This window comes from Prevotella veroralis DSM 19559 = JCM 6290 (assembly GCF_000377625.1).
Taxonomy (GTDB): Bacteria; Bacteroidota; Bacteroidia; order Bacteroidales; family Bacteroidaceae; genus Prevotella; species Prevotella veroralis.
Window position 1 is genome coordinate 140,798 of the sequence record NZ_KB898325.1, and the last position, 13,755, is coordinate 154,552.

13 protein-coding genes are annotated in these 13,755 nt (G+C 39.2%); 8 read left to right on the forward strand and 5 right to left on the reverse strand.

Features of this window, described 5'->3' with window-relative positions; genetic code table 11:
- Positions 1 to 43 precede the first annotated feature (43 nt).
- On the forward strand, positions 44 to 658 hold the full coding sequence (locus D464_RS0100655; protein WP_018909696.1) for a response regulator transcription factor: 615 nt from the start codon (positions 44 to 46) through the stop codon (positions 656 to 658).
- Positions 659 to 751: 93 nt separating this feature from the next.
- Here the strand turns inward: D464_RS0100655 and D464_RS0100660 are convergent, their stop codons facing one another.
- The 3 genes from D464_RS0100660 to kdsA are packed head-to-tail and all read right to left on the reverse strand — an operon-like array spanning position 752 to position 3,866.
- A complete protein-coding gene (locus D464_RS0100660) occupies positions 752 to 2,086 on the reverse strand; it encodes a phospholipase D-like domain-containing protein (RefSeq protein ID WP_024985743.1) in 1,335 nt (444 codons plus the stop codon).
- 53 nt (positions 2,087 to 2,139) lie between these two features.
- Complete coding sequence (locus D464_RS0100665; protein ID WP_018909698.1) at positions 2,140 to 3,111, reverse strand: KpsF/GutQ family sugar-phosphate isomerase; 972 nt, start codon at positions 3,109 to 3,111, stop codon at positions 2,140 to 2,142.
- Positions 3,108 to 3,866: a 3-deoxy-8-phosphooctulonate synthase gene (kdsA, locus tag D464_RS0100670; RefSeq protein WP_018909699.1), complete on the reverse strand. Its 759-nt coding sequence runs from the start codon at positions 3,864 to 3,866 to the stop codon at positions 3,108 to 3,110. Before kdsA ends, D464_RS0100665 begins: the two co-directional genes overlap by 4 nt.
- 263 nt (positions 3,867 to 4,129) lie before the next feature.
- On the opposite strand from kdsA, the gene D464_RS0100675 reads away from it, so the two are divergent.
- Positions 4,130 to 4,663: an outer membrane beta-barrel protein gene (locus D464_RS0100675; protein WP_018909700.1), complete on the forward strand. Its 534-nt coding sequence runs from the start codon at positions 4,130 to 4,132 to the stop codon at positions 4,661 to 4,663.
- 628 nt (positions 4,664 to 5,291) lie between these two features.
- Here the strand turns inward: D464_RS0100675 and D464_RS13705 are convergent.
- Together D464_RS13705 and D464_RS0100685 are read right to left on the reverse strand one after the other, a co-directional pair.
- A complete protein-coding gene (locus D464_RS13705) occupies positions 5,292 to 5,450 on the reverse strand; it encodes a hypothetical protein (protein WP_018909701.1) in 159 nt (52 codons plus the stop codon).
- Positions 5,447 to 7,801, reverse strand: a complete 2,355-nt coding sequence (locus D464_RS0100685) for a mechanosensitive ion channel family protein (RefSeq protein WP_018909702.1) — start codon at positions 7,799 to 7,801, stop codon at positions 5,447 to 5,449. Before D464_RS0100685 ends, D464_RS13705 begins: the two co-directional genes overlap by 4 nt.
- 185 nt (positions 7,802 to 7,986) lie before the next feature.
- On the opposite strand from D464_RS0100685, the gene D464_RS0100690 reads away from it, so the two are divergent.
- The 6 genes from D464_RS0100690 (at position 7,987) to D464_RS0100715 (ending at position 13,752) form a co-directional block, all read left to right on the forward strand.
- A complete protein-coding gene (locus D464_RS0100690) occupies positions 7,987 to 8,874 on the forward strand; it encodes an ATPase (protein ID WP_018909703.1) in 888 nt (295 codons plus the stop codon).
- Between the two features lie 372 nt (positions 8,875 to 9,246).
- Positions 9,247 to 9,597, forward strand: coding sequence for an NADH-quinone oxidoreductase subunit A (locus D464_RS0100695; RefSeq protein WP_004383444.1), 351 nt, complete (start codon positions 9,247 to 9,249; stop codon positions 9,595 to 9,597).
- Entirely contained in the window at positions 9,588 to 10,475 is an 888-nt protein-coding gene (locus D464_RS0100700) for an NADH-quinone oxidoreductase subunit B (RefSeq protein WP_018909704.1), read from the forward strand. Before D464_RS0100695 ends, D464_RS0100700 begins: the two co-directional genes overlap by 10 nt.
- A gap of 18 nt (positions 10,476 to 10,493) precedes the next feature.
- The gene (locus D464_RS0100705) at positions 10,494 to 12,068 is read left to right on the forward strand and encodes an NADH-quinone oxidoreductase subunit D-related protein (RefSeq protein WP_018909705.1); all 1,575 of its coding nucleotides are present in this window, start codon (positions 10,494 to 10,496) and stop codon (positions 12,066 to 12,068) included.
- A 44-nt stretch (positions 12,069 to 12,112) separates the two neighbouring features.
- A complete protein-coding gene (gene nuoH / locus D464_RS0100710; protein ID WP_018909706.1) occupies positions 12,113 to 13,210 on the forward strand; it encodes an NADH-quinone oxidoreductase subunit NuoH in 1,098 nt (365 codons plus the stop codon).
- 5 nt (positions 13,211 to 13,215) lie between these two features.
- Positions 13,216 to 13,752, forward strand: coding sequence for a NuoI/complex I 23 kDa subunit family protein (locus tag D464_RS0100715; protein WP_004383448.1), 537 nt, complete (start codon positions 13,216 to 13,218; stop codon positions 13,750 to 13,752).
- Positions 13,753 to 13,755 lie beyond the last annotated feature (3 nt).

The following is a 13,755-nucleotide window of genomic DNA, read 5'->3' on the forward strand; positions in this document are numbered from 1 at the left end:
AGTTAGTCTTTCCTTAAATTAATTTTCATCTTAGTCTGTGCGTATGGAGAATGTAGAAATAAAGAAGATGAGCCGCCCCAAGATGGCTATTGTTGACCCTAATACACTTGCTGTTCTAGGGTTAAAACAGATATTACAGAATGTAATACCAATTATGACTGTGGAGACTTTCTCTTCATTCCATGCGTTTGAGGAGGCTCAACCAGATACTTTCTATCACTATTTCGTAGCGCAAGTAATTGTGTTAGAAAATAGGCAGTTCTTCTCTCAGCGTATACATAAAACCATTGTCTTGACAATTACAAAGAATCCAAACTCTCAGTTGTCAGGCTTCCATAGCTTTTGTATTAATGTTCCCGAAGAGGAACTTGTAAAAGCTATTCTGAAGATAGAACAATACGGTCACTCGGGCGGAAAGAACTTACCAGAGTTGCCACAGATCTTGAAGAATAAGATATTGAGCAATCGTGAGATAGAAGTTCTATCCTTAATCGTTCAAGGAATGATTAATAAGGAAATTGCCGAAAAGCTCAATATAAGCCTGACAACGGTTATTACTCACCGAAAGAATATCATGGATAAGTTAGGTATGAAGAGTGTCTCCGCATTGACCATCTATGCCGTTATGCATGGTTATGTTGACATTAATAAGATATAAATTTATAAGTACCGATTTATTAAAGACAAGACCTCTCCTCAAGATCTTGTCTTTTTAGTGGTCTTACGGAATCGTGTAATATACCTTATTTTATTATAAGAAAGGTGACAGAAGATGTGCGAACCATCCTCTAAAGCGTTGCCATGGAGTTCGCCATTGTTTCCAAAGTTTCTCTGTTAGCTTGAAACTATCTCTCTTCTGATTCTCGAAGAGAGTATCCAATTCATGTGTTGTACATTTATCAACGATCACTGCATTCTCCTCTCTGTCCCACCTTAGGCTTCGTGAGTTGAGGTTTGCAGACCCAACGGTACAGAATTGTCCGTCTACTGTGATAATCTTTGTATGATGAAAACCTGCCTTGTATAACCATATCGTACATCCGTCTTTTATCAGCTGATGAGCATTATAGAATCCGCAATCTGGCGTTAAGGGTATATCGCTCCTTACACTCAACAATATCTCAACTTTCACACCTCGCTTTACCGCCTTACGCAGAGCTTTCTTCAGAGTTGGACTTAACGTGAAGTAGGGATTGATGATTTTTATACTATCCTTTGCGTCATTGATGGCGTTAACATAGAAGTAACGGATAATATCTTTGCTGACTTGTGGCTCTCGATTGATGATACCCACCATCTTCTTACCAGCACTTTTACAAGTATCTGGTTTTAATCCTTTGATATAGTCGGCGTTCGATATACCGCGATAATATTTCGCTCCATGCACCTGTTTCGTAGAGACAAGATACCACATTCTTAGAAAGATGTTCTGTAAAGTGTTTACCTCATCGCCTTCTATTCTACAGTGCATATCGTGCCATGAGCCAACGACCTTTGTTCCTTTTATATAATAGTCTGCCACGTTCATTCCACCTGTATATGCCATCTTACCATCAATGATAACAATCTTTCGGTGGTCTCGATTGAAGATATCATGTATCCAAGGGAACTCTATAGGCTTAAACTCATATATCTCTATTCCTTTCTTGCGGATAGCCCTCAAAGTACTCTTCTTCATGGGGCGGTTATTGCTGGCATTCCCAAATCCATCAAATATAGCCCTCACTTCAACGCCTTGTTTCACTTTCTTCTCTAAATGGCGTATGAGTTCATCGTTGATTGAATCGTTGCGAAAGTTGAAGTATTCTAAGTGAATGCTCGAACGTGCTTGATCTATTGCTTTGAACAAGTCGTCGAACTTCTCCTGACCAGTACAAAGAAGGGTGACCGAGTTATTATGTGAAAAGCTTATTCCTTTGTGACGCAACTGGTATACAAGCATTGAGTCTGCTCTCTCATCCTTATTACCATTATCCCTATACTCAACGGTCTTAGCCGTTAAATGATAAGGGAAGAGTAGGGCAATGAATGTACAAACGCAAGTAATGATGAGCTTTCTATAAGTTTCTTGTTTCCTTTTTGTCATTTTCTTGTAGGAATACTCCTTTCTTGGTATTAACTCAATAAGAATATAAGGTGTTAAATCATACAACTATAGTGATCGACAACTCCCAGAAGATTCTTTTCTTCATTGCATACCAAGACGGTATGTACTTTATGCCGATGCATAATCTGTTGTATTTCTGTAATCTTAATGTTGGGAAGAACCATCTTAGGCTCTGTTGTCATAATATCATTGACGGTATGGTTAAAGAACTCTGCTTGCCATCTTTCCATAGCCCGTCGGATGTCGCCATCCGTAATAAGACCTACAATCTTCTTTCCAGATAAAGCTATCCCCAAGCCCAGTTTTCCCTTGCTAACATGGATAATTGCTTCACCTAAGTGCATCTCCTTAGGGATAACAGGCAAGTTATCAGATATCATTACATCTTGTGCCGTTGTCAATAATCGTTTACCAAGCTCTCCTCCCGGATGGAACTGAGCGAAGTCCTGCGGTCTAAAGTCTCTTACCCGCATCAAAGCCACTGCAAGTGCATCACCCATAACCAAAGCAGCTGTTGTTGAACTTGTTGGTGCTAGGTTTAGCGGGCACGCTTCTTTCTCAACCCAAACCTTGAGATGGGCTGTGGAGTATTTAGCTAAGAGTGAATGGGGATTCGCACTCATTCCTATGATTGGAATATTCATGTGAAGCACCATCGGTATAAATCGAAGTAACTCATCAGTCTGACCAGAGTTAGACAATGCCAGCACGACATCATCTTCTTTCATTACACCTAAGTCACCATGATATACATCCAATGGGTTAACGAAGAAAGCAGGTGTACCGGTAGAAGAAAGTGTTGCAGCTATCTTCGCTCCAATATTTCCGCTCTTACCAACTCCTGTCACAATGACTTTCCCTGTACAATGATACATCAAGTCGACAGCTTTCTCAAAGTTATCATCAAGTTGATTGATAAGATTGATTGTCGCATCGGCCTCTTCCTTGATACATTGTATAGCGTAGTCCTTTACATGAGTTAATCTTTTTTCTGCTCCAATCATATTAACTTGCTAATTAATTCGTCCAACTTATTTAACTCTAGCATATTGGCTGCATCGGATAACCCTTGGTCTGGCGTTGGATGCACTTCAAAGAAATAACCTGTAGCACCAAAAGCCTTAGCTGCTAATGCCATAGAAGGAACAAACTTTCGATCGCCGATTGTCTTTCCGTCTCCTGCGCTAGGACGTTGTACACTATGCGTGCAATCCATGATAACATTCGGAACAATCTCCTTCATATCTGCAATGTTACGGAAGTCTACAACTAGATTGTTGTAACCAAAGCAGTTACCTCGTTCTGTAAGCCAGATCTCTTTTGCACCGCTTTCTAAGCATTTCTGCACGGGATATTTCATGTCTCGTCCACTTAAGAATTGTGCCTTCTTAATATTCACGATTTTGCCCGTCTTTGCCGCAGCTACTAACAAATCGGTTTGTCTACAAAGGAAGGCAGGAATCTGAATAACGTCAACCACTTCGCCTACAGGTTCTGCTTGATAGCTCTCATGAATATCAGTAAGTAATCTCAAGCCATACTTCTGTTTAATATCATAAAGCATATTAAGTCCTTCCTGCATTCCTGGACCGCGAAAAGAGTTGATACTTGTGCGGTTAGCTTTATCAAAGCTAGCCTTGAAAATAATATTAATATCGTACTTCTCATTAAGCCTAACCAACTCTTCTGCAACAGTACAGAGGAGTTCCGGGCTCTCAATTACGCAGGGACCTGCAATGAAAGTGGGTTTATTGATCATAATTCGATAGGACTACTCCTGTTGTGTTATTTAATTGATATATCCTTATCAAGAGCTGTGCAAAGGTATATATAATAAGGTTAACGCACAAGGTTTTAACCTTTGTTTACGTAAATGTATCAAAACTTATTGATAAAGTTTGGTGTTTTCAATTAAAACACTTTACCTTTGCAGCGGTTTTAAATCATTATGTACCCCACATTCGGGTCATAATTACAGGTAGAAAGATTATTAATTTAGTATTAACAATTAAAACTTTTAAGATGAAAAAGATTTTGATGACACTTGCTGTAGCCTTTGTTGCTATAGCTGCTAACGCCCAGGTTTATGTTGGTGGTGGTGTAGGTATTGGCTCTTCAAAGGAAGGTTCTCATGATGCAGTAACTACTTACAAGGTATTGCCTGAAATCGGTTACAATGTTAACAAAGATGTTGCTATCGGTACTGTAATTGGTTGGGGTAAGGGTGCTCCTACAGAGATTGAGCAGGATAACCTACGTAACTACATCACCGTACAGCCTTACGTTCGTTACACATTTGTACACACTAAGTACGTTAACGCTTTCGTTGATGGTAGTTTGGGTTATACACACTATCATGGCAAGATTAACGCATGGTCAGCAGGTTTGAAGCCAGGTATCGCTGTAAACCTCAACAAGAAGGTTAGCTTCGTTGCTCACGTAGGTTTCGCTGGTTGGCAGTCAATTAAGGTAAAGGGCGCATCTAAGGACAGCCACGCATGGGGTGCAAACCTTGATGGTAATCATATTACTTTCGGTGCTTATTACAACTTCTAAGGAATCGTCCTTAGATAGAAGATAAAGAGAGGGATATATCATTTAAAGTGATATATCCTTCTTCTTTTTGGCATTCATTCTGTGTTTTAAAAGACATAAAGAACAGTAACATTTTTCAATGTTCAAAGGTCGAAACTCAAAGCTCAAAGGTCAATGCTGAAATTATATACGGTTAGCCGAAAATTTTTATTTGATATAAATTTATTTCTAACCGCTTCCCCGTAAATTTCTAACCGTATATAAATTTATGGGGAACAGTATATAAATTTTCTTCTAACACGTTCCCCGTAAATTGCAAACACGTTGGAAATTTACGGGGAACAGCATATAATTTTTCTTCCAACAGCATACGAGTTTCTTTCTAACTTTTAAGTCAGAACTGTTAACATCAACGAAATGTACTTTCGTGGGGCACGGGTGTCGGACTCGTGCCCCACGGATCCGACACCCGTAGTCTACGAGTCCGACACCCGTGCTTGATGAATTTGGCACCATAATAAGAGGCATAAAAAAGAGTTTGCGAACAAAACAAGAATAGTTCGCGAACTCTTTCCGAATTGTTCGCGAACAAAATTTAGATTCTTTGCGAACAATTTTCTGCGTTTCTTATCAGTCGTTAAAATGCGTCTTAATTCCCCTTTGATTCCTCCGAATCAGCTTCCGAAAAATCAGAAGCAGATTCCTCTTCTTCGTCAAAGAAGTAATTAGCCTTTGCTTGTCCGCCACCGCCGGGACTAGGAGTAGATCCAATAGGGATGGATAGACAAATAAAGTTCTCAACATTCATTGATTCTTAATTGTAATCTCACGTTGTGGGAATGGGATCTCTATGCCGTTCTTATTGAGCGTATCATAAATACATTCCATGATAATGCTATCATCAAGCCCTTGTGTGAAAACGTTAACCCATACAAGTACCTTTAGCGTAATGCAGCTATCATCAAAACTCTTTAGTAAGACCATTACCTTCTTTTCCTTGTAAGTAATGTCTAGTGCAGTGATGGCATCAATCAGCATTTTCTTAACTTCATTGATATTACTACCGTATGCTACGCCCACTTCTAGGATGTCAAGTTCATATCCATGATTCTTTGTCATGTTCTTATAGTTCTTCGTAAAGAGCTGTGAGTTTTGGAAGGCAATGATAGATCCATCTAGTGCTTCAAGCATTGTTGAGGTATAGCTGATAGAACTTACACGTCCGCGTATACCATCACATACAATATAATCGCCTATCTTAATTCGTCCTGTCATCAATGATATACCATAGTATATGTTCTCGAGAATATCTTTCATGGCGAAACCGATACCGGTTGATAAGCCGCCTGTAACAACAACTAGCCATGTGTTACTAATCTTGAATATACTTAAAGTTGTCAATAACCATGCGCCCCATACAACTACTTGTAAGACGTTGATAAACATTGTACCTCTAGCAGCAGCTGTTGTTGGGTCACTCTTCTTTAAGAATTGTTTTATCGCGTCCCTAATCGTATGATTGAGATAGTTAAAGATGAACCAAAGGATTGTAACCACAGCGATAGAGTAGATGCTGATCTTGAACTTATCTGAATCAATGAAGTTCGCACGGAATAACTTCCATGTCATGTCACTGAGGTTAAAGACATCAGTTGCCCAATAAATTGAGATGATGAAAGATAATACCACTGCTGATGGTATGAATACATTATATATAAATCTGAAGATCCAAGTCTTTACGATTGATAACTTCTTTTCAGGATGTTTCTCCCTATATTGATCAAGATAATCATGGAAGAACGCTATCGTTAATATACATGCTAATTGCATCATCCACCAAATGAAGACTTGCACGCCCAGCATGGTATAGCCTATTATTGAGCTAATCAGGGAGAAGACAAATACTGTGAGTGAGAAGTAAGCAAGGTATAAGTCGTATTTAGGAATTTGCAAGCGGTGCTTGTAAATCATCCTTGCCTGCCACAAAGCATTGAGCAATAAGAGGGGAGGGTAGATGAGTGTTACTATAGAGCTTGGTAACATCACAATACGGAAGGTGATGACGGTAAAGCCAACAAAGATAAGAGGGTAGTATATGCGATAGGTATTGTGTGTTTGCGCACCACTAACACGCAATAACAATGAGGCAAAGATAACAGTAAGTAACCATGTGTATTCGAGCAAAAGGTTGCATGCCATGTGAACAAAGTTGGATGGCGAAAGAATCTTGATGATGACGAGTATAATACTAAAAGTAATGATTGATGTCACCATAATAATACATGTTCGCTTGGCAAGAAAAGCACTGTTCTTCTGCTCAAATCTATTCGTCTTCATTACTTTAGTAACAAGGAAACGAATGCTTAAATAATTGATGAGTATTGCCACTAAACCATAGATGAGTATCATGGAAAAGAGCGTAATGAGCCACCTTACATCCCATTGAGATTGCACGACTCGTTGTGGCGTGTATTTCTCTGAAAGGTTAGGACTCATTTGAGAGATAAGTGTTGGAGCATTGCGTAGGAATTTAAAGTAATTTACTCCACTATTTGTAAAGATGCTCGTCTGAATCTCCTCATATCTCTTTTGCGCATACGTATCGAGTGATTGAAGTTGTTGTTGGTTGTATTGGTAATATTGTATATATTCTTGATAGGAATCATTACGTTCTTGCAACATTCGACGTATGCTAACGGCAAGCGTTAAACAAACGTTGCGGTCAGTCTTCATCTTATCTGTCATGCCAAAGGTGTACATCGTACTGAGCACGTTAATAAGAGAATCATAGCGAGCGATCTCCTCCTTACTCTCGGTGATAAGGTCATGGAAAGGACGTGACTTACTCTGAAAATCCTTCCATAGTTCGGTAGCCTCTTGGCAGGCGTATGTTAAATCAAAGATGTTATCCGTCTTTTGAGAATAAAGCATGAGCGACACCTGGGCAGAGTGCTCTCCAATCTCTTTTAGCTGATTCATCACTTGCTCACTAATAAACTTAGAGTTGTTTAATTGCTTTGTTTGTTCAAGATGTTGTGCAATTAACTCATGACGGAGAACAGAGAGTGAGTTCTTCAATGAATCTTCCTGTAATACGGCACTTGCTGGGAGTGTAATGATAAACAGCAAGATAGTAATGAAGAATATCTTTTTATACATACTTCTGGGTTGTGATGATAATCAGTTTGTTTAAACAATAATTGATGCAAAGATAAGCAAAGTTTATGATTTTGCGATTGCTGTTTATGTAAAATGATACTAAAGATATGTCATGGGACTTATTTCCGTTACCATAATGCTTATAAATCAATAAAAAGCTGTAAGTTTGCATACAAAAAGATACAATGATATTAATAGCTGATAGTGGTGGCTCGAAGACTGATTGGGCATTAGTGAGCACACCTAATGATGGTTTGAATGTTGTCCTTAAAGTTCGTACACAAGGCTTGAATCCTTTTCATCAATCGGAGGATATAATTTTCAACGTATTGGAAACGGAGCTGAAACCTGCGTTAAAAGAGAGCATAAGAAATGCGGAACTCAGCGAGTCTTTTGATATTATTAGAGAGGTTACTTGTGTCGCCTTTTATGGTGCTGGTTGTACGACTGCTTTATCGTCAAAAGTTGATAAAGCTCTTTCAAAATCTTTCCCCTTTGCTAACGTTGAGGTACAGAGTGACTTATTAGGTGCAGCAAGAGCTACTTGTGGTCATCATGCAGGAATAGTTTGTATCTTAGGAACGGGAGCAAATAGCTGTCTATACAATGGTACAGAGATAGTAGAGAATGTTCCACCTTTAGGTTATATCCTCGGTGACGAAGGAAGTGGAGCTGTTCTAGGTAAGTTGTTCTTGAATGGTATTTTTAAAGGTGGATTATCGAAAGAGATACGTGATTCATACTTGGCATGGTCTGGATTGTCTTATTCTGATATAATTGATAAAGTTTATTGTCAACCTTTAGCCAATCGTTATTTAGCTAGTATCTCTAAGTTTATTCATGCTAATTTGGATAAAGCAGAGTTAGAAGAACTTGTTTTATCCAACTTTGCTAACTTCTTTGAAAATAATATTACGAAATATTCTGACGCATCAAAACATTCGTTATCGGCTGTTGGGGGCGTCGCCGCTGTTTATGAAAGTCAATTAAGAAAGTGCGCTAAATCTTATGGTTATAGCGTCATTAAGGTACTTGCATCTCCTATTGATGGGTTGATAGAATATCATCGTTAATTGCTTTAAAGTTCACTTTGAAGAAAATTCATTCCATCTGATATTAACTCTTAATAGTCAATGATAGTAGAGTGTTGTGCTTTTCTTGGGATGAGGAAGCCCTCTTCTTTCATTGAGGAAAGCCCCTCTTTAACAGCAAGGGAGGCTTTTCTGTTTTACTTATCCAGTATTACGTCTGTTCTTACGTCTGCGATAGTTGGATAATGGAAGTGTTGTTGTCAGAATATAATTTGTAAAGTGGAGTTTGCAATAAGAGTATGTTTTTTACTAGAATTGCTTTGCTTTTCAAATATTTTTGTACCTTTGCACTTGTTTTAAAGCATGTCTTATTAGAGCAAGATTGCACATTTAAATTATAGCTATATAAAGTTTATGTATTTCACACTTTTTGTTACCGTTCTGATAACGGCCGCATTCTTGGTAGTGGCAGCGTATGCCATAGCTAAGTTGATTGGTCCGCGTTCATACAATCCGGCGAAGGGTGAGCCTTATGAGTGTGGTATTCCGACTTATGGAACCTCTTGGTTACCAGTGCATATCGGTTACTATCTCTTTGCGATTCTCTTCTTGATGTTTGACGTGGAAACAGTTTTCTTATACCCATGGGCTGTTGTTGTTAAGACATTTGGACCTTTAGCACTAGCTACCATTGGGTTCTTTATGTTGGTATTAGTATTTGGTCTTGCGTATGCTTGGCGGAAAGGAGCACTTGAATGGAAATAAGAAAGCCCAAAATCAAGTCTCTTCCATACGATGAATGGAAAGACAATGACACGCTTAGCAAGATGGCAAGCGAACTGAACGATGGTGGAACTAACCTCGTTCTTGGTAATTTGGATCAACTTATTAACTGGGGTCGTAGTAATTCTCTGTGGTCATTGACTTTCGCTACCTCTTGTTGTGGTATTGAGTTCATGGCTGTTGGTTGTGCCCGTTACGACTTCTCTCGTTTCGGTTTCGAGGTTACTCGTAACTCTCCTCGTCAGGCTGACTTAATCATGTGTGCTGGTACTATTACAAACAAGATGGCTCCAGCTTTGAAGCGTTTGTATGATGAGATGGCCGAACCTAAGTATGTTATAGCTGTTGGTGGATGCGCTATTTCAGGTGGTCCATTCAAAGATAGCTATCACGTTATGCGTGGTATTGATGAGATCATCCCTGTGGATGTATATATTCCTGGTTGCCCTCCACGTCCAGAGGCAATCATCTATGGAATGATGCAACTTCAGCGTAAGGTTAAGGTTGAGAAATTCTTTGGCGGTGTTAACCATAAGCAGAATGCTGAAGAGCGTAAATTAGGTAAGAGTAATGCCGAGTTGATTTTTGAAGAGAAGTTAGGTATTACTCCAGAAGAGATAAAAGAAAAGCGTGAAACAGCTTGGGAAGAGTCACATAAACCAGCTCCTAAACCAGTTCGCCCTACAGCCAAACCTGTAGCAAAGCCAGTTTCTTCAACTCCTGTAGAGACTGCTCCTAAGAAAGAAACGATTGTCGTTAACCAGCCTGTAACAAAAGAAGATGTTGAGAAGTTGGGTAAGGAAATCGATCAGATTGATGCTGCAAAGAAAGCTTCTGACGAAAGTACAACTAACGTATAATATATAAGGTACGCGAGAATGAAACTAGAAAATAAAGAATTCGGCTTTGATAGCTTTGCTGCAGAGATGGCAAAGTTGAAGAATGAGAAACATTTCGATTACCTTGTAACTGTTGTCGGTGAAGACTTTGGAGCAGAGGAAGGACTTGGATGTATCTATATTCTTGAGAATACAAATACACATGAGCGTTGTTCTGTAAAACAGCTTGCAAAGAAGATTGGCGAAGAGTCTGTTATTCCTTCAGTTATCAAGTTGTGGGCTGATGCCGACCTGTTGGAACGTGAGGTTTATGACTTCTATGGTATTAAGTTCCTCGGTCATCCAGATATGCGTCGTCTTTTCTTACGAAATGACTTTAAGGGTTATCCACTTCGCAAGGACTACGATATGGATCCTGCAAAGAATATGTATTCTACAGAAGATGATGTAGAATTGGATACTACGACAGAGTGGAGTTTGAACAAAAATGGTGAACTCGTTGGTACACAACGTCCATTGTTTACCGATGATAACTTTGTTGTAAATATTGGTCCGCAGCACCCATCTACTCATGGTGTGCTTCGTTTGCAGACAGTGTTGGATGGTGAGACTGTAACCAAGATTTATCCTCACTTGGGTTATATTCATCGTGGTATAGAGAAACTTTGTGAACAGTTTACTTATCCTCAGACATTGGCACTGACTGACCGTATGAACTATTTGTCAGCAATGATGCATCGTCATGCGCTTGTGGGTGTGATTGAAGAGGGTATGGGAATAGAATTGTCTGAACGTATTCTCTATATCCGTACTATCATGGATGAGTTACAGCGTATTGATAATCACCTTCTTTATACAGCTTGTTGTGCACAGGACTTAGGTGCGCTCACCGCATTCCTTTATGGTATGCGTGACCGTGAGCATGTCCTCAATGTTATGGAAGAGACAACAGGTGGTCGTTTGATACAGAACTATTATAGAATAGGTGGTTTGCAGGCTGATATTGATCCAAACTTTGTATCAAATGTAAAGCAACTCTGTAAGTATCTTCGTCCAATGATCCAGGAGTATGTTGATGTCTTTGGTGATAATGTTATTACACATCAACGCTTTGAGGGTGTTGGCGTAATGGATGAGAAGGATTGCATTAGCTATGGTGTGACCGGTCCTGCTGGTCGTGCTAGTGGATGGAAAAATGACGTTCGTAAGAATCATCCTTATGCGATGTATGATAAGGTGGACTTTGATGAGATAACACTGACAAATGGTGATTCTATGGATCGTTACTTCTGTCATATTAAGGAAATCTATCAGAGCCTCAATATTATAGAGCAATTGATTGATAATATTCCTGAGGGTGAGTTCTATATTAAGCAGAAGCCAATTATTAAAGTTCCAGAAGGTCAGTGGTACTTCTCTGTTGAGGGTGCAAGTGGTGAGTTTGGTGCTTATTTGGATTCACGTGGTGATAAAACAGCTTATCGTTTGAAGTTCCGTCCAATGGGCTTGACACTTGTTGGTGCTATGGATAAGATGTTACGTGGTCAGAAGATAGCCGACTTAGTTACTACAGGTGCTGCACTTGACTTCGTAATCCCTGATATTGACCGCTAATAAGGTTATTATAAAAGTAATCAATTAAGAATTAAAATCATACTATGTTCGATTTTAGAATAGTAACAACATGGTTCGATGAGTTGCTCCGCGTCACTTGTGGCTTGAGTAACTTTTGGACCGTTCTGATTGAGTGCGTTGTGGTGGGATTAGCAATACTTCTTGCTTATGCTTTACTTGCAATAGTACTTATCTTTATGGAGCGTAAGGTTTGTGCTTACTTCCAGTGCCGTATTGGTCCTGTCAGAGTAGGATGGTGGGGAACTTTACAGGTTTTTGCAGATGTATTGAAGATGTTAATCAAAGAGATTTTTGCAGTTGATAAGGCTGATAAATTGCTTTATTATCTTGCTCCATTTTTGGTTATTATTGCTTCAGTAGGAACTTTCTCTTTCCTTCCATGGAATAATGGAGCTAATATATTAGACTTTAATGTGGGTATATTCCTAGTAACGGCTATTAGTTCAATTGGTGTTCTTGGAATTTTCCTTGCAGGTTGGGGTAGTAATAATAAGTATTCTGTGCTCTCCGCTATGCGTGGTGCAGTACAGATGATTTCTTATGAGTTGTCTTTAGGACTCTGTTTAATTTCTGCAGTTATTCTCACAGGTAAAATGCAGATTTCAGGTATTGTAGAAGCACAAACAGGTCCTTGGCAATGGCTGATTATACAAGGGCATATCCCTGCAATATTGGCTTTCCTCGTATTTTGTATTGCAGGTAATGCTGAAGCAAATCGTGGTCCTTTTGACTTAGCTGAGGCTGAGAGTGAGTTGACCGCTGGTTACCATACAGAGTATAGTGGTATGGGCTTTGGTTTCTATTACCTTGCAGAATACCTTAACCTATTTGTTGTATCTGGAATTGCTACCACAGTTTTCTTGGGTGGCTGGGCTCCATTGAATATTGGTCTTGAAGGCTTTGATGCCGTTATGAACTATATACCAGGTATTGTATGGTTCCTTGGTAAGACATTCGTTGTAGTATTCTTGTTGATGTGGATTAAGTGGACTTTCCCACGTCTTCGCATTGATCAGATTCTAAAATTAGAGTGGAAGTACCTTATGCCATTGTCACTTGTCACCCTTGTATTGATGACTATTTGTGTAGCATTCGGTTGGACATTCACTATTAATGGTTAAAGAGAATGGAAGAGAAAAAACAATCATATTTTGGTGAGGTTGGCTCTGCGCTCAAGACACTTGCTACAGGTATGAAGGTGACAATGAAGGAATACTTCACACCAAAGTCTACCGAGCAGTATCCAGAGAATCGTAAGACAACCCTTCACGTTGCTAAACGTCATCGTGGTCGTTTAGTCTTTAAACGTGACGAAAATGAAAACTACAAGTGCACAGCTTGTACTATGTGTGAGAAGGCTTGTCCTAATGGTACCATCAAGATTGCTTCAGAGATGGTAACCAATCCTGAGACAGGCAGAAAGAAGAAGCAACTTCTCGATTATCAGTATGACTTAGGCGATTGTATGTTTTGTGAGTTATGTGTGAATGCTTGTAACTTCGATGCAATTGAGTTTACAAATGATTTTGAAAATGCAGTGTTTGATCGTTCTAAGCTAGTTCTTCATCTTGATAAGGAAATATATAAAGGTGGTTCGTTACCAAAGCTTATTGAGGGTGGAGCAGATTGGAAAGTTGGAACATTCAATACTAAAAAGAAATAAGGA